At 49.7% G+C, this 17150-nt stretch carries 14 protein-coding genes and 1 riboswitch; of the genes, 5 read left to right on the top strand and 9 right to left on the bottom strand.

Annotated features, from left to right (window positions below):
• Positions 1 to 413: 413 nt before the first annotated feature.
• From K7B67_RS15960 to K7B67_RS15945, 4 genes are all read right to left on the bottom strand, one after another.
• A complete protein-coding gene (locus tag K7B67_RS15960) occupies positions 414 to 989 on the bottom strand; it encodes a lysophospholipid acyltransferase family protein (RefSeq protein ID WP_252176875.1) in 576 nt (191 codons plus the stop codon).
• A gap of 125 nt (positions 990 to 1114) precedes the next feature.
• A complete protein-coding gene (gene moaA, locus K7B67_RS15955; RefSeq protein ID WP_252176874.1) occupies positions 1115 to 2095 on the bottom strand; it encodes a GTP 3',8-cyclase MoaA in 981 nt (326 codons plus the stop codon).
• Positions 2084 to 2250: riboswitch (molybdenum cofactor riboswitch) on the bottom strand. It overlaps the preceding gene by 12 nt.
• Positions 2251 to 2343: 93 nt before the next feature.
• Entirely contained in the window at positions 2344 to 3495 is a 1152-nt protein-coding gene (locus tag K7B67_RS15950; RefSeq protein ID WP_252176873.1) for a hypothetical protein, read from the bottom strand.
• A 274-nt stretch (positions 3496 to 3769) separates the two neighbouring features.
• Positions 3770 to 4906: a hypothetical protein gene (locus tag K7B67_RS15945; RefSeq protein ID WP_252176872.1), complete on the bottom strand. Its 1137-nt coding sequence runs from the start codon at positions 4904 to 4906 to the stop codon at positions 3770 to 3772.
• A gap of 300 nt (positions 4907 to 5206) precedes the next feature.
• Here K7B67_RS15945 and K7B67_RS15940 point away from each other — a divergent pair, with 300 nt between their 5' ends.
• The 3 genes from K7B67_RS15940 (at position 5207) to ltrA (ending at position 7637) form a co-directional block, all read left to right on the top strand.
• Positions 5207 to 5428 carry a hypothetical protein gene (locus K7B67_RS15940; RefSeq protein ID WP_252176871.1) on the top strand — a complete coding sequence of 74 codons (222 nt, stop codon included), beginning with the start codon at positions 5207 to 5209 and terminating at the stop codon, positions 5426 to 5428.
• Between the two features lie 884 nt (positions 5429 to 6312).
• Positions 6313 to 6591 (top strand): hypothetical protein, encoded by a 279-nt coding sequence (locus tag K7B67_RS15935; RefSeq protein ID WP_252176870.1) that lies wholly within the window; start codon positions 6313 to 6315, stop codon positions 6589 to 6591.
• Positions 6555 to 7637 carry a group II intron reverse transcriptase/maturase gene (gene ltrA / locus K7B67_RS15930; protein WP_252176869.1) on the top strand — a complete coding sequence of 361 codons (1083 nt, stop codon included), beginning with the start codon at positions 6555 to 6557 and terminating at the stop codon, positions 7635 to 7637. Before K7B67_RS15935 ends, ltrA begins: the two co-directional genes overlap by 37 nt.
• 104 nt (positions 7638 to 7741) lie before the next feature.
• On the opposite strand, the gene K7B67_RS15925 is transcribed toward ltrA, so the two are convergent.
• From K7B67_RS15925 to K7B67_RS15905, 5 genes are all read right to left on the bottom strand, one after another.
• Entirely contained in the window at positions 7742 to 8182 is a 441-nt protein-coding gene (locus K7B67_RS15925) for a restriction endonuclease subunit S (protein WP_256484871.1), read from the bottom strand.
• A gap of 24 nt (positions 8183 to 8206) precedes the next feature.
• Positions 8207 to 9460: an ISL3 family transposase gene (locus K7B67_RS15920; protein ID WP_252176868.1), complete on the bottom strand. Its 1254-nt coding sequence runs from the start codon at positions 9458 to 9460 to the stop codon at positions 8207 to 8209.
• A 231-nt stretch (positions 9461 to 9691) separates the two neighbouring features.
• Entirely contained in the window at positions 9692 to 10921 is a 1230-nt protein-coding gene (locus K7B67_RS15915) for a restriction endonuclease subunit S (protein WP_252176867.1), read from the bottom strand.
• A 119-nt stretch (positions 10922 to 11040) separates the two neighbouring features.
• Positions 11041 to 12753 (bottom strand): class I SAM-dependent DNA methyltransferase, encoded by a 1713-nt coding sequence (locus K7B67_RS15910; RefSeq protein WP_252176866.1) that lies wholly within the window; start codon positions 12751 to 12753, stop codon positions 11041 to 11043.
• Between the two features lie 72 nt (positions 12754 to 12825).
• Entirely contained in the window at positions 12826 to 15123 is a 2298-nt protein-coding gene (locus K7B67_RS15905) for a DEAD/DEAH box helicase family protein (protein WP_252176865.1), read from the bottom strand.
• Between the two features lie 203 nt (positions 15124 to 15326).
• On the opposite strand from K7B67_RS15905, the gene mobB reads away from it, so the two are divergent.
• Positions 15327 to 15887, top strand: a complete 561-nt coding sequence (gene mobB, locus K7B67_RS15900; RefSeq protein ID WP_252176864.1) for a molybdopterin-guanine dinucleotide biosynthesis protein B — start codon at positions 15327 to 15329, stop codon at positions 15885 to 15887.
• Positions 15884 to 17122, top strand: a complete 1239-nt coding sequence (gene moeA, locus K7B67_RS15895; protein ID WP_252176863.1) for a molybdopterin molybdotransferase MoeA — start codon at positions 15884 to 15886, stop codon at positions 17120 to 17122. The genes mobB and moeA overlap by 4 nt, the downstream gene beginning before the upstream one ends.
• The last annotated feature ends 28 nt before the right edge of the window (positions 17123 to 17150 follow it).

The raw sequence follows: 17150 nt of genomic DNA, 5'->3' as shown, positions 1-17150 counted from the left end.
TACTCTGACAGGCAGCCGACGGGATAATGCCGGTCTTAAGCCGTGAGAATCACCCATGGGACAGTAGCAGGTAGAAAGTCGGTCATCATGCACACTGATCCACTGCACGGTCCTTTCCGTAACGTGCAGTGATTATTAACCATGCCCAGGCCACCTTTATTAACAGGCTACGGCCTTTTCACGCATGGCAGCTGGGTGTCCATGACTTCGCTGAAGATCTCGAAAGAACTGACAGGATCGGTATCCGATGAGAATTCAATATTAACCGATCACAAAGGTAAACGGAGTACCAGGACATTTGGGAGGTCTTATTCAACAGTCCTCCCACAAAAGGCCGGTCATTCTATCGTTATTTATTCAACATGGATAGCTGTATTTCTACCAGACAGCCAGTTTTTAGCCCGCAGGCCATTTTAGAACTTATGAGGCCTTTTCCCCGTCATTCCCTGGTAAAACTGTTGAATTTTTTCCAGATCATCCTCGTAGCTATCCGTGGGGAAGAACATGGGGCCGAAACCGCCCTTTTTGGTTTTAAAATCCAGAAATCCCAGGGCAATGGGGACGCCTGCCCCGGCAGCAACATGATAAAAACCGCTTTTCCATTGACCTACCTTGCTGCGAGTTCCCTCAGGAGGGATGGTCACGATCAGATCTTCAGAAGCATTAAACTGGTCGATGACTTGTTGCACCAGTCCGGTATTTCGGCTTCGTTCCACAGGAATGCCGCCCATCCAGCGCATTATCGGGCCCATGGGGCCTTTAAAGAGACTGCTTTTGCCCATCCAGGAAATTTTGGCGCCGAACTTAAAGGCAATGGCTATCACCAGGATAAAGTCCCAGTTGCTGGTGTGGGGAGCCGCAATAAGAACATATTTTCGAGCATCGGGCTTTTTGCCCGACAATTTCCAGCCTGTCAGTTTCAGGCCCAGAGTCGAGATAAAGCGAAAAAACGTGTTGACGATGGGAGTATCAAAGATCGTATGAGTCATCAGGAAGATTACCACGGGCAGTCGGGATCAAGACTAAGCCGATGTCCATAAGGCGCCCGACCAGTCTTCGGACGGCATTATACCCGGCCCAATCAAAATGTATACGACAGTACCTACTTTCCAGATCAACCCCCAATCTGGGCAAGGTTCTGAGTTCCGCCGGTATACCCCTGATCCAGAAAATGACCGTCTACTTTCAATCTCAGTACCGATCGAATTTCCCGGATCAATTCATCCTGCTGGCTGTCGTCCTGTAACAAACGTCGAAGGTCATGGCCCGACTCGGAGAACAGACAAAGTTGCAGATGGCCCTGACTGCTAACCCTCAGACGGTTACAGTCTTTGCAGAAATCTTTTGAATAAGGCGTGATCAGGCCAATACGCCCCTGATAGTCAGGATGACAATATTCGTAGGCCGGACCGGCATCTTTCTTACGGGTCATTCTGACCCAGCCCTGCGCCAACAGTTGATCTCTTATCTGCCTTCCGGGGACATGGAATTGATTGAAAAAACGGCCATTATCCCCCGTCTGCATCAACTCAATAAAGCGCATGGTAATCGGCTGGTGCCTGATCCACTCCAGAAACGCTCCCAGCTGGATGTCGTTAACCCCTTTCATCAAAACCGCATTGACTTTGATGGCAGAAAGACCGTTAGCAAAGGCTTTATCAATACCCGTCAGTACTTCCTGAAGACGGTCGTGCCCGGTTATTGTTTCAAAGGCGCGAGGATCCAGGCTGTCGATGCTGACATTAATCTGATCGACACCGGCAGCCAGCCAGGACTCCACCCTCTGATCCATTTTGTAGCCATTGGTGGTCATCGCCACTTTCTGAATACCGGGAATGGACTTAATGGTACTGACAATGTCGTTGAAGTCAGAGCGCAGGGTGGGCTCGCCGCCGGTCAGGCGGATTTTCTCAACACCGACTGCCGAAAAAGCAGTCACTAGTCGTTTAATTTCGGCAACGCTCAGCGCCTGTCTGTGACGGTGATCCTCACAGCCATCAGGCAGGCAATAGTTACAATTGAAGTTACACAGATCGGTCAGAGACAGTCTGAGATAGGGATATGTTCGTCCCTGTCGGTCATGCAGTGGTCGCATTTCACACCTTTCCAAATACGGGAGGCTCAGACATTTCTGTGTGAACCCTGGTAACCCTGCGTATAACACGCATCCGGTTACGGCCTGGCAACCATGCCTTCAGGATTAATACCTGACCGAGGGTTAGGTTGCGAAGCTCGGCGCTTAATTAAAATTTAATGGGTTCACATCCTAACGCTAACTCAGTTAAATAGCCATGCTGGAAAAGACGGCATTGGTTGCCAAAAGTACGGTCAAACCGCACGATGTTATAGTCTTCTCCCCCAGTTTCTGGACATAGCCCTTAATCGATCAACACCAGTTGCTTCCGGATTGTTGACTCTACCTCTATCAGCAAGTCTGTAGAGCCAATGCCCTGCCACTGCTCTTAATTCGGAAGAACTGGTTGGGACTGTAGAGTTCATGAGCATCCCCAGGATATCCTCCTGTGTCACGAACCTCGGTTGGGCGGGGTGGCGGTTTTGAAGAGCCTGGCGGTCCCGAAACGCTTGCAGGTATTCGCGGTCTTGTTGTGTTCGCTGGACAGCAGGTACTGACGGATCATAAGTACTGACTAAACAAGCTGAGCATTTATCGTGGGCGGCCACAGGATTACGTCGACTGCAATGTTGACAAATCCTGGGGCCTGATGGTTCCCCTGAACCATCGCTCCCTTCATTTCCTGTCCCATCACTGCTGTGACTGTGGCTGCCAGAGCCTGCCTGAGATTGAGTATTAGCAGATGAGGAAGTCAATGCAGGATGACTGGCACCTTTCTTTTTGCCTGATTCAGTTCGACAATCTATTCCTGTTGGGCAACTGCCCGGAAAAACGGATACGCTGAGTAATTGTTCAGAATTTAAAACAAACTTTTGTTGTGAGTGACCGGGGTTTTTTGTCTGCACCTTGCCGTCAGAAAATAACGTTAAACCAGTGGTTTCTGAAAAAATACCGCTACAGGATGGTTCTAAAACCCATTCATTGTCATTGTCCTCAACCGACAGAATCAACGATTGTTTTCCTTCTGGTATACGCCAACTAACCTGATGCTCGAACTGCCAGCGACCACTGCCTGCTGCCAGTTCCACCAGCCTCGTACTCCCTGCTTGCATATCCAACATAATCTGCTCTGTTGCAGAACGGGTAATGACTGGAGGCGTGGGCAAATATTCCACTGATAATGCAGGGGGTGTTCTGAAACAAAAATGAAAGACATCTCCTGACTTACCATCAATGCTGACAAAAAGCTGATTTCTCTCCAGCTCAGGAACAGTCTTGAGATCGTAACTAGAATGAAGAGCGGGATTATTTTCTATAAACGGCAACTTTTTGATAGTTTCCGAGAAATCAACGATGGGCAAGAAATGTCCCAAGCCTACCCAGCCCAGTGTGTTGGAAAAACCAGAGCTATGACCAGCCATTGGTAAAATGAAAAACAGCAGAAACGAGCAGCTCGTAATGAGAAGTTTTATTATTTTCATAGTGAAGAGTATGTCCAGATACTTTTTAGCTTGAGCGTAAAAGTAGACCACTAAAGAAAAAATGCCACTGTACACGACAAAAATCAGGAGTAAGTCGGCGAGATCCACTATCATGGAACCCGCTGACTTACTTATTAAGCAGTTTGGAACCTCTGCTTAGCCATGCTGGAAAGGACGACATTGGTTGCCAAAAGTACGGTCAAACCGCACGATGTTATAGTCTTCTCCAGTTTCTGGACATAGCCCTTAATCGATCAATATCAGTTGCTTCCGGATCGTTGATTATGTCGATGTCTCGTCTGTTGGCCTCTGTATTATTGTCCGTACTTTCGTTAGGTATTCGTGCATCGATGATTCTAACACGCCCTGCCCCTGCTCTTAATTCGGAAGAACTGGCCGGGATCATAGAGTTCATGAGCCTCCTCAGAATATCCTCCTGTGTCACGAACCTCGGCTGGGGGAGGTGGCGGTTTCGAAGAGCCTGGCGGTCCCGAAACGCTTGCCGGTATTCGCGGTCTTGCTGTTCTCGCTGGGCAGCAGGTACTGACGGATCATAAGTACTGACTAAACAAGCCGAGCATTTATCGTGGGTGGCCACAGGATTACGTCGGCTGCAATGTTGACAAATCCCGGGGTCTGGCGATCCCCCTGAACCATCGCTCCCCTCATTTCCTGTCCCATCACTGCTGTGACTGTGGCTGCCAGAGCCTGCCTGAGATTGAGTATTAGCAGATGAGGAAGTCAATGCCGGGTGAGTAGTACCTTTCTTTTTGTCTGATTCAGTTCGACAATCCATTCCTGTTGGGCAACTGCCCGGAAAAACGGATACGCTGAGTAATTGTCCAGAATTTAAAACAAACTCTTGTTGTGGGTTACCGGGGTTTTTTGTCTGCACCTTGCCGTCAGAAAATAACGTTAAACCAGTGGTTTCTGAAAAAATACCGCTACAGGATGGTTCTAAAACCCATTCATTGTCATTGTCCTCAACCGACAGAAGCAACGATTGTTTTCCTTCTGGTATACGCCAACTAACCTGATGTTCGAACTGCCAGCGACCACTGCCTGCTGCCAGTTCCACCAGCCTCGTACTCCCTGCTTGCATATCCAACATAATCTGCTCTGTTGCAGAACGGGTAATGACCGGAGGCGTGGGTAAATATTCCACTGATAATGCAGGGGGTGTTCTGAAACAAAAATGAAAGACATCTCCTGACTTACCATCAATGCTGACAAAAAGCTGATCTTTCTCCAGCTCAGGAACAGTCTTGAGATCGTAAGTAGAACGAAGAACGGGATTATTTTCTATAAACGACAACTTAGTGATCGTTTCCGGGAAATCAACGATGGGCAAGAAATGCCCCCAGCCTATCCAGCCCAGTGTGCTGGAAAAACCAGAGCTATGACCAGCCACTGGCAAAGTGAGAAACAGCAGAAACGAGCAGCTCGTAATGAGAAGCTTTATTGTTTTCATAATTCAGGGTATGTCCAGATACTTTTTAGCCCAAGCATAAAAGTAGACAACTAAAGAAAAAATGCCACTGAACACGGCAAAAATCAGGAGTAAGTCGGCGAGATCCACTATCATGGAACCCGCTGACTTACTTATTAAGCAGCTTGGAACCTCTGCTCGAACACTTGGAGAAAATTGGAAATGAGGTATATTGAGCACCTGATCGAGCCTGATCGTTTATTGCTGTCCTGGCAGGCGCAGGAAAGTAAGGATCGTTCACGTTATGTTGTAGGCGAACTGGTGCGCAAGGGAGATAAGGTCGTTCTCAATTACTTTAAGGACACAGAAGACTTTGAGCGGGCACGTCAACATGGCTTTTCAGGGCACCAATCCGCTTTAAATTTAAATTTCTTATTGACTTAGCCCTTAGGTGGGCTAGGATCATCGGTAACACGGCCTCTTTCGATAGAACTGCTTGCAGGGAAATCGCTAAGGGGTTTTTTTATTGCCCTGAATATCGTGTTCCCCCCCAGTGTTCCCAGCCATCAATGGCTCCCATGCCCTTCAGATTCAGGCCAATGGCTTGTAGGTCTGGAAAGTCGTTCAGCAGATGTTCCCTAAGTCTTGACCACCAGGTTGACGTCGGGTTAATGATTGTCAGCAAATGCTGAATGATACAAAACAAAAAGAAAGGGCGAGCCAGAGCCTGCTCTTTGCCTCTGAACTGGTCAAGTACCGCGACCTCTCCAATGGGTGTTAGTTTTGCCTGCTCTGATCTATATCTTCACTTCTGTTGGTGCTATAACGAACTGATCCTGTTTGTTCTGGCGGGGATCACTCCCTGCCAGATTCTACGTGTGCCGAGCATGTCACACAGCTTGGGGGTGAAAGTCCCCTGTCCAGCCAGATGAGGGCGAAGGACTAGTGAAGCACAAGGTTTGTATCGTGAGATGCAGGCTGAAGGCAGTGTGGAGCAAAACCGCGAGCCGACGAACAGAAATCAGATATGAGGCTGTTTGCGTGAGGACGAGTCAGCGTATGATGACGAAGTCCATACTCATCCGGACATTCAGGCAGTAGATCTGGCGGTTGTGCGGCGAAGGCGGTGTGACTTACCTCGGGAGGTCTGTGTGGTGTCTGATATTTCGGACTGAGGTCATCGTAAGGTGACTTGACCGCCACACAGAAGTCAGCAGATGGCATAGTAGCTGGCGTATGTCAGTGAAGGCCTGAACGGTACAGAGTGGTGAGTAGTTTCTGTTATTCGATACACTGGACGCAGACAAATCCAGCAAACACTGGAACTCATGCCAAGTGGTCACGGCGGAACCGGAGGCTGCAAGGCTATGAGAGCTGAGGTCGTGTCGGTATCACAGGATTACGAAAGCCCGGCGGGTGGTACTAGACTGATGGAGCGTATCGCCAACCCCAATAATTTAACAAGAGCCTTTCAGCGAGTTAAACGCAATAAAGGCGCAGCAGGGATCGACCGTATGACAGTGGAAGGGTTGTACACCCATCTACAAGAACATGGTCATGAACTGCGACAATGTCTTTGCAGGGAGAATGGCGTCCTGCTCCCGTAAGGCGAGTACTGATTCCCAAACCGGACGGAGGAGAAAGGCAGTTGGGTATACCAATCGCCTTAGACCGAATGGTGCAGCAAGCGATACAGCAAGTATTGCAGGCCGAGTGGGAACTAAGGTTCTCATCTTTCAGTTACGGGTTCAGGCCGAACCGGTCAGCTCATCAGGCGATTAATCAGGCTCAGTCGTATATCCGAGAAGGATATAACTGGGTTGTGGACATTGACCTGTCGAAATTCTTCGATCGGGTTAACCATGATCGACTGATGGCAAAACTGGCAGTTCACACAGATGACAAGGATGTATTACGTTTAATTCGACGATTCCTACAGTCCGGAGTGATGGAGAACGGGCTGGTAAAACCGCAGACGGAAGGAGTGCCTCAGGGAGGGCCGCTCTCACCTGTGTTGTCTAACATCGTACTGGATGAACTCGATAAAGAGTTAGAAAAGCGTGATTTACGATTTGTACGTTACGCTGATGACTGTCGGGTGTTTGTGCGAAGCAAGAAAGCAGGCGAGAGAGTGATGGCAAGTTTGACTCGTTACATCGAAAGTAAGCTGAAGCTGAAAGTCAACGTTGCGAAAAGTGCAGTTGACAAGGCATGGAGGCGGGCGTTCCTGGGATACAGCTTTACCAGAGATGGCAGGAAGAAGCTGGCAGATAAAACCTGCAAGCGGTTCAGGGACAAGGTCAAACAACTAACCCGCAAAGGCGGGCGGTCACTGGAGCAGAGATTGGAGTCTCTGAATCGCTATTTACGGGGCTGGAAGAACTACTTTCGAGAAGTTGAAACCCGTTCGGAGTTTGAAAACTTTGACTGCTGGATCAGGCGACGATTGAGAAGTTTGCTCTGGTATCAATGGAAGAAAAGTCCGAAGCGATATGCGGAGCTAAGAAGGCGAGGAGTCAGTGAAGAGCTGACGAGGCAGACAGTAGGATCGAGCAAAGGGTACTGGCGGATAAGCCGGAGTCCTGCGCTGCACTTAGCATTGCCGAATAGTTGGTTCGATGAATTAGGTTTGATTAGATTATTGGCTGCTTAACTGACCGAAACGCCCAGTACGGACCCGTATGCTGGGTGTTGTGGGAGGAGCGTAGCTGTGAGGCTACGCCCTATCCCGATTTTCCCCAGTGGCTCTTTTGCCTGTCAGCCAATAGTTTCTTCGACCATGGCCGTTGCCAGTTGCTGTTGGGTGGTTTGGGCCTGTTGTAGCTGTTGTTGGAGGGTGTCGCAGAGGGTCATGAGTTCGTTGACTCGGGTGACGATGCGATCTTTTTCAGCTGTGGGAGGTATTGCGACTGGACAACCCCGTAGTTGGGTTTTGTTGATTGAGGCGAGATTGGTAGTCTGCTTGCTTGACCGGGCAAAGTACTGTCTTGCTAACGGGCCATTCAGATAACGTTCAAGCCAGAGTTCACTCTGTTCAGATAAAAATATGCGAGCCTTGAAAACATGGTTCTGATGAGCCATGTAAGGCAGTTCGTCTGACCATATAGCTGTGCGTCCAACCTTGTCCCAGTCCCCTCCTTCCGTAATCAGAAGATCACGGGCTTTGACCTGATATTTATCCCGCTCCTCAACCGGTATCTCAACCTCTTTGATTTTGCCTCGTCAGTAAAATCTGTGGGTCATTTCTGGTTCAGGCAGATGGCCCAGTGCATGATATAAAGCAATTTCTGCACATTTGTAGGTCCTAAAACCGTACGATTTTCTCGTAGTGAGTTTTACCTTGGTGTTCAGACCTTCAACAATTCCGCTGGAAAATGCCTTTTTTGCCTTGAACCAATTCAGAATCAACGGCCTGTGTCGTCGAACAGTTTTGGCTACTTTCTTCATGGGTTCTATCTTTGACCTCATGACTCTTGTGCACCACCGATCCAGATACTTCCCTGCCCAGTGTGGTGATATGTAGTCCCAGAACACTTGAAACTCTTCCTTGAGCAGATAAGCCCTGACACTTTTGAGGTTATACTGGAGTACCGTATTTAACTTGATCTCCTCTTTCTCGGTCAGGTTCTCCTTCCGTTTGAGGAGACACCAACGAGTCTTCTTCAAAACAGGCTCATAACCATCAGCCTGAAGCTGTTTTTGTTCTGATGCCCTGACCTCATCGATAGCTTTGTTCAGCATGGAGACAATATGAAATCGATCCAGAATATGCAGCGCCTGACTGGCAAACTCAGTGATTGCTTTTACGTAGGGCTTCCACATGTCAGAGCAGACATACTCCAATCGCTCACTACGTTCGGGGCCAAAGAAAGAGAAAAAGCTACGAATCGTCGCTTCTGTACGGTCCTTACCAACCCACAACAGCCGGGTACAACCACGATCAATCTGGTAAACCACTGTCAGGTATTTGTGCCCAACCTGGTAAGACACTTCATCAACCCCAATAGCCTTGATATGGTCGAGTGAGCGATTTGCTTTGCCCCACTCAACCATGTACTCCACAGCATGAAATACTTTTTCCCACGAAGTATTGAAAGTACTGGCAACCTCCTTCCAGGAAAGTTTTCTGGCCCAGTTTGCCAGGAATTGCATGTAGACTTTGGTCAGTTCCTTTTTACCTTCAGCCCATGGAACTTGCTCAACCTTTACGCCGCATGTCTTACATTCCACTCGGCGCATTCTATAGAGCAAGAAAACTCTGATTCCCCAGAGGGGAACAAACTCGAAACGGCGTTCAGTAAGGTGATCATAGCCTGGTGCTGGTTTTTGGCAGCCAGAGCAGAGAGCCCGACTGTTCTTCCTTGGAACCACGGTGACATTGAACACATCTTCACCCTGATAATTGCCGAATTGGACATCCTGATAAACAAATGACTTGAGTTTATGCACTTTATTTAGGATAGTTTTTATTAGCATCAGCGGTCTCTTCTGTTTTTTTGTCTGCTAACAAAAAACTACCAGAAATCAGCCGCTGGTGCTTCTACCTTTAAGTTTGATCATTCTTACCCGCGGATACCTCTTAAGAACTGGTTTGCTAACCTCAGGGCGCTGATAGCGTTGCAAACTGGTTTGCAGAGTCAGCGGTTTCCAATCCTTCATGTGCCGACTATTTGTTTCCAACTTAGAGGTTACTCTGTAGCTTTATCCTCACAGGCTGGCTGGTTTTACCCACAGATATCCCTGAAGAGCCTTGATTTTATCCAGTACCAGATGAGCACGTTGCACATTGGCGACACGCAGATAAGGTACGGAAACCAACTCCCGATCTCCCAGCTTTCTACCTTTAGTAATGCCACTATAAATAACAACGACATCTTCCAGACGAGCCCAGGACCAGCCATAGGGTAGTTCAAATGGCATGTCTTCATCAGTGATGGTTGGCAACGGCTTTTGTTTAGCGATCTGCTTCTCTGCAATTAGTTTTACTTTCTCTGCCGCAATACGCTCCAACAGCTTGGCTGCCGGTTCATCTTCTGGGTTCTGTGGCACCAGTCGCCCCATGACCGCCAGTTGCAGAATGGTCTGTCGCAGTCGGGTAATGCTGGCTTCGGTGGTGAACAGGGTGTCGAAATGCTCTGCCACCAGTGACCAGTTTTCTGCCAGTTCGGAGGCGTCTTTGCTGTCGGTCAGGGTGGTGAGCATGGCATCCACCAGCGTTTGGTGGGCGGCGATGCTGTCGGTTTCTTCCTGTTCCAGTTGGTCGCACAGGGTCATCAGTTCATCGACCTTGGTTACGATGCGGTGCTGTTCAGCTTCAGGTGGAAGGGCTATGACACTGGTAATTATTTTCTCTTTTGAGATATTGGGTTGGGCTCCTCCTGCTCCCATATTGATCAACCGGCCTTTGAAGGCTTTGAGTACAACTAAAAGGTATGTATTTATAAAACCTGTAAATGGGGTGCAGGCACATACTGCTTGGTTCGTGGTAGCCCTGACATTTAGAATTGCAGTTTTACCAATTGTTGCCCCGTACATTGCGACAAGCACATCACCGATATTGTTATATCTAAGTGACGTTTTTTTAAGAGCCGCTTCTGTAACTGTTTCTTCAGATTGGAAAATGTAGTCAGCAACCAGTTCACCTGATTTGAACCAAGGAATATCACCTCCGTAGAACTCAGAATTTCCTCTCTTAGGTGTGGCACCTGCCCCCCAATCACCTAAATCATTTAGCCTTACCCACTGCCATTGAAACGGGAGGTTACTGTAAGGCTTTTCCTCATCTTTGATGTCAGAAAACTTTTTGGGTTTCTTGATTTGCTTGCTCTTTGCTAATCTTTCTCTCTCTACTCTAATCCGCTCCAACAGCACAGAAGCCGGTTCATCCTCCGGATTCTGCGCCACCAGCTTCCCCCGCACCGCCAGCTCCAGAATCAACTCCCGCAGCTTTTTAATACCCGTCAGTTCCAGTTTGTTACCTTTGCCCCGGCCACTGGCTGAACGGGTGGTGTGGGTTGTCGTCAACAGCTCCAGATGTTCAGTCAGCATCGTCTCAATCATGCTTGTTCCCCCGTTGTAGACGACAGGGCAACATCCAGAATCGCCTTGATTTTACGACGGGTGTCGGTCATGGACTGTTGCTGCTGCTGGTAGTGTGCCAGCAGTACTTTTGGGTCGTGGCTCACCTGCTCTGCCCGGTGCGGGTTTTTTATGTTCAGGTTGAAGATCGGCCAGTACAGGGCATCACCGGCCTCTTTGGCTTTGCTGGCCTTTGCTTTCAGGGTTTTGATTTCGGCACTGTGCTGGCCAATCTGCTGATTCAGTACCGGGCGTTCCGGACTTTTCTTGTCCAGCTCTTTCAGTTGGTTTTTAAGCTGTCGGACAAGAGAAGTCAGGCCGGATATCTCATCGCCCAGTTCATTAGCCTTGTCCCAGTGGGGTTTGGCCTTGGCCCTGGCGTCTTCCATGATCTGTTTGAAATCCACCGCCCATGCCTGCTCTGACTCGGTACGGGTGCTAAATCCATCGGCTTCATCGCCCCACCACTGGATTTCAGGGGCAAACTCGTCAAACCGCATGGGTTTGGTTTTGCTGTAACTTTTCTGACCTTCCGGGTAAGGGTGCTCATAGAACCAGATGGTGTCGGTGGGCTGGCCTTTGGTGAAGAACAGCAGGTTGGTGGAAATGTCGGTATAGGGCGCAAAGACTTTCTTGGGCAGGCGCACGACGGTGTGCAGGTTGCACTCCGTCAGCAGTTTTTCCTTGAGGCGGGCTTTCATGCCATCGCCAAACATAAAGCCATCGGGCAGTACTACGGCTGCACGACCACCGTCTTTCAGCAGATGAATGAACAACAGCATAAAGAGGTCGGCGGTTTCACGGGTGCGAAAGGCAGTGGGGAAGTTGCTTTCGATACCGTCTTCTTCCATGCCACCAAAGGGAGGATTGGCAACGATGACGTTCACCCGGTCTTTCTCTGACCAGTCGTTGTAGGGCTTTTTCAGGGTGTTGTCGTGCCGTATCTGGTTGGGTACCTCAATGCCGTGCAGGATCATATTGGTGGTGGCCAGCAGGTGAGGCAGGGGTTTTTTCTCGACGCCATGAATGCTGGCCTGAAGTGCCTGCGCATCTTCCGGGGTGTGCACATAGTGCTTGCGCTTGTGCTCGATGGTGCAGGTGAGGAAGCCGCCGGTGCCGCACGCAGGATCCATGACTGATTCGCCGAGCTTCGGGTCTACCCGGTTGACCATAAATTCGGTGACCGCCCTTGGCGTGTAGAACTCCCCGGCATTGCCAGCGCTTTGCAGGTCTTTCAGAATCTGCTCATACATATCCCCAAAGGCGTGACGCTCTTTGGATTTGTTGAAGTCGATACCCGCCTGGATTTTGTTGATGACCTCGCGAATCAGCTGGCCGGACTTCATGTAGTTGTAGGCATCTTCAAAAACGCTTTGAATCACGGCGGCACGTGGGTCATCGCGAACGCCGGGCAGTCGTTGCAAGCCGTCAAACAGTTCGTCGTCAATAAAGGTTTTCAGGTCATTACCGGTAATGCCTTCGTCGTCTGCTGCCCAGTGACGCCAACGCAGTTTCTCCGGGATAGGTGAACGGTAATTGTCGTTCATTAGCTCCCATTCCCGCTCACGGTCGTCGTAGATTTTCAGGAACAGCATCCAGACCAACTGGCCGATTCGCTGGGCATCACCATCGACACCGACGTCTTTACGCATAATGTCCTGAATGGCTTTGATGGTGGAACTGATAGACATGCTGGTTTCCTGAATACTGTTCAATCAGGGCAGTCTCGGCGGACTGCCGCAGGGTAAAAATAATAAGGGAGGTTAAGCGAGGCTGGCGTAGATTTCCTGCTCAAGGGATTGTACCGCTTTCTGGTACTCTTGCCTGCCCCCGAAGGATTCGATCAGCTCCATTGGGGAGCCAAGGGTGGAAAAGGGCGCCAGGTAGAGGATCTTAACATCTTCAATGGGCTCGATACCGTTATCGGCATATTTTTCCAGCAAAGCCTCCAGCACCTTCCGGGCCTGCCCCTCGTAGCGGGTAAAGTAATCCCGTTTGATCACCTGATCGGCCCGCTCTTTGCGGGTGAGCGCCGGTTGATCGTAGACCACATGGCAGATGAGGTCGAAGGGATCCATATCAACGCCTTGCTTCTCTTTCACCAATACCTGCAGTTCCTCCCAGTAGACGCCCTGTTCGGAGAGTTCTTTGATGATGGCCTGCTTTTTATCCGCCGTGGACCATTTGCGCAGAAACTCATCAAGACTCTTGAACTGCTGTTTTACTTTGTCGCAGGTGTGGTCTTGCAGTGAGGTGGTGACCAGTTCACCATCCATGGTCATGTGCTGTTCACGGATGCTGGCGATGTTAATGTTTTCACCCTTTACCTGGTATTTGATGCGAGGTTCGCCGACTCCACCGGGCGGCAATGTCTTCTTGTCTGGCTTCGGTTCGTAGATAACATCTGGGTCGCCATCAAACTTCTCATCTTTGAAGAGTTTGGTCGCACCTTTAAAGTCCATGATGGTGAACCAGTATTTGTCGTGCTCTTCATCAATGCGGGTACCCCGGCCAATGATCTGTTTGAACTCGGTCATGGATTCGATGTTCTGGTCCAGTACCACGAGTTTGCAGGTTTTGGCATCGACCCCGGTACTCAGCAGTTTGCTGGTGGTGGCGATGACCGGGTAACGGGATTCCGGGTTGATAAAGTTATCCAGCTCGGCCTTACCGTCTTTATCCTCTCCGGTGATGCGCATGATGTATTTACGGTTCTCTGCGACCCGTTCCGGGTTCAGGTTGACCAGGGCACGGCGCATGCTTTCGGCATGGTCGGTGTCGTCACAGAAGACGATGGTCTTCTGAAATTCACCGGTTTGCTGGAGGTATTCGGTGATTTTCATGGCGACCAGTTGAGTACGCTCATCAAAGGCAATGTGGCGGTTGATGTCTTTGCGATTATAAATACGGTCTTCAATCAGGTTGCCGTATTTGTCTTGCTGGCCGGGTTTCGGCCTCCAGCTATCCAAGTCTACGTCTATGTCGATACGGATGACTTTGTAGGGTGCCAGGTAGCCGTCGTCAATCCCCTGCTTCAATGAATAGGTGTATACCGGTTCGCCAAAGTAGGTCGCGTTGGAGACATCTTTGGTCTCTTTCGGTGTGGCGGTCAGGCCGATCTGGCTAGCGCCCCAAAAGTAGTCCAATACTTCCCGCCATGCGGAGTTTTTTTTGGCGCTGCCACGGTGACACTCATCCACAACGATCAGGTCAAAGAAATCGGGCGAGAACTGTTTAAAGATGTTTTGCTCTTCCGTTTTGCCTGTCACAGCCTGATACAGGCAGAGGTAAATTTGAAAGGACTTGTTGACCTGCCGTTTGGTGATTTTCGTCATGGCGGAGCCAAAGGGCTTGAAGTCATTGTTTTTAGTCTGATCGACCAGAATGTTGCGATCGGCCAGAAACAGTATGCGTTTCTTCTGTTTCGACTTCCACAATCGCCAGATGATCTGGAATGCTGTGTAAGTTTTGCCGGTCCCCGTAGCCATAACCAGCAGAATGCGATCTTGACCTCTGGCGATAGCCTCAATCGTGCGGTTGATCGCATTCGCCTGATAGTAACGCGGCCTTTTGCCGTCTTTATCGATATGGAACGGAGCACTGATGCTTTGCTGCTCAGCAGCAGTCAGCTGTTTCCATTGACAGTAGGATTTCCATAAAGCTTCCGGAGATGGAAACTGATCCATGGTTAATTCGGATTCAACAACCTTTGAAAGGCCAGTTTTGTCGTGGAAGATAAAGCCATCGCCATTACTGGAAAATACAAAGGGCGTGTCCAGATGATCGGAATATTCCAGAGCTTGCTGTAACCCGGCTCCCACACTGTGATTATTGTCTTTTGCCTCAATTACAGCGATGGGCAAACCATCGTTATAGGAAAGCAGGTAGTCTGCCCGACGTTTTTCGCCACGACTGCACAGGGTTCCTTTCAGGGTGACCCGACCTACTGCAAATGTGACTTCCTCGCGTATCTGCGTTTGTATATCCCAGCCAGCTTTCTCTAAAGCGGGCGTAATGTATTTAGTGCAGATATCCCGCTCACTCAGCTCCTTTTTATTCATAGGGTTACTCCAATGCTCCTGCTTCGATAAGGCTGTAAACCTGAAGAACTAACGGAAAAATAGTGTCCAGACCGACACGACAAGACGATTGTACCAGTCTTTGGTCGGTGGTTGGCAATCAGGGGGTTGCACCGCCCAGTGATTGAGTAGCAACGGATATTTCAATAGACTTCCGCGCACTCAATCAATGATCAGGAATGCAAATGCCGACCCCCTCACTGCAATCCTTCCCCCTGCCCATTATCGGGCTGGCTGCATTCAGCGGTACGGGTAAAACCACCCTGCTGGAACAGTTGCTCCCCCTGCTGATAAACAGGGGGCTGGACGTTGGAATAGTCAAAGCATCACATCACAGCGTTGATCCTGATACCCCCGGTAAAGACAGTTATCGTCTCAGACAGTCGGGCAGCAGCCAGCTGCTTCTGAGTACGCCTGAACGATCGATCTGTTACACCGAGAAAAAAGCACCGAATGATCCCCGGCTAATGGCTGAACTGCAGTTGCTGGACTCTAGCCGTCTTGATCTGGTGATTGTTGAAGGTTTCAGGGACGAAGCCTTTCCGAAGATTGAACTGCACCGCCAGGATCTGGATCGCCCCCTGCTTTACCTGAAAGATCCCAATATTATTGCAATAGCCTGTGATACTCCCTTAACTGACAATCCAGAACTTCCTCTGCTGGACCTTAATCATCCGGAGCAGATTGCTGAATTCATTTGTCGTTTTTGTTTCAAACACAGTTTTAAAAAGGAGACCTATCAATGACTGACTGCTGTTCTACTCCAGGGTTGATGACCCTGCATGAAGGGCTGGAGAAACTGATGACGGAAACACCGATCGTTACCGAAACGGAAACGGTGGCTCTGACGGACTGTCTGGACAGGGTGCTTGCCGACAGGATCATTTCGCCGGTCAATGTTCCCTCCCATGATAATTCAGCCATGGACGGATATGCCGTGCGTTTCAGTGATCTGGCACAACATTCTGTCCTGCCGCTGGCCGGAAAATCTCTGGCCGGGCATCCTTATCAGGGCACTCTGCCTGCTGGTCACTGTATAAGAATTATGACCGGGGCTTCTATTCCCGAGGGGGCCGATACGGTCATCATGCAGGAACAGACAGAGACAACCGGGCAGGGCATTGCTTTCACTAAGCTCCCCTCCCGGGCAGGCAGTCATGTTCGTTATGCCGGTGAGGACATTCCTGAAGGCTGTCAGGTGTTTGAGCAAGGTCACGTCTTCAAAACACAGGATATAGGGCTACTGGCTTCCCTGGGAATCCCCAGTGTTCCTGTCATTCGCAAAATTAAAGTAGCGCTCTTTTCTACGGGAGATGAACTGAAACTGCCCGGTGAAGCATTGGGGCTGGGCGATATATACGACAGCAACAGATTTGCAGTGTCAGCGATGCTCAAGCGACTGGGTGCAGAAGTGATCGACCTTGGTAAGCTTCAGGATAATCGTGACGAAATCCGGGAAGCCTTTCTGAAAGCTGACCAGCAGTCCGATGTGGTGATTACTTCCGGAGGGGTGTCCGTGGGTGAAGCTGACTTTGTCAAAGATATTCTTAATGAAATAGGCCATACTTCCTTCTGGAAACTGGCCATTAAGCCCGGCAAGCCGTTTGCCTTTGGCAGGCTTCCCAACAGTGTTTTCTTCGGGCTTCCGGGCAATCCGGTTTCCGCTACGGTGACGTTCCAACAACTGGCAGCACCGGCGTTGCGTCGTATGATGGGAGCAAAGCCCGCCCCTGTGACGGAACTGTCAGCAACCTGTCTCACCCCCCTCAAGAAGCAACCCGGCCGTCTGGAGTTCCAGAGGGGAATCCTCTCAACTAACGAGAAAGGAGAAGCCGAGGTGGTAACAACGGGAAGTCAGGGATCGGGCATACTCCGATCCATGAGCATGGCTAACTGTTTCATTGTGTTGCCGACTCTTCAGGGCAACCTTGATGCAGGAGAAACCGTTAAAGTGCAGATGTTCGATAAGGTTCTTGGGTGACCGCAAACTTTATTCACACAGCACCAAG

This window comes from Endozoicomonas sp. 4G, from assembly GCF_023822025.1.
GTDB lineage: Bacteria > Pseudomonadota > Gammaproteobacteria > Pseudomonadales > Endozoicomonadaceae > Endozoicomonas_A.
Note: the sequence above shows the minus strand (reverse complement) of the source record. Positions and strands in the feature narration are given on the sequence as shown.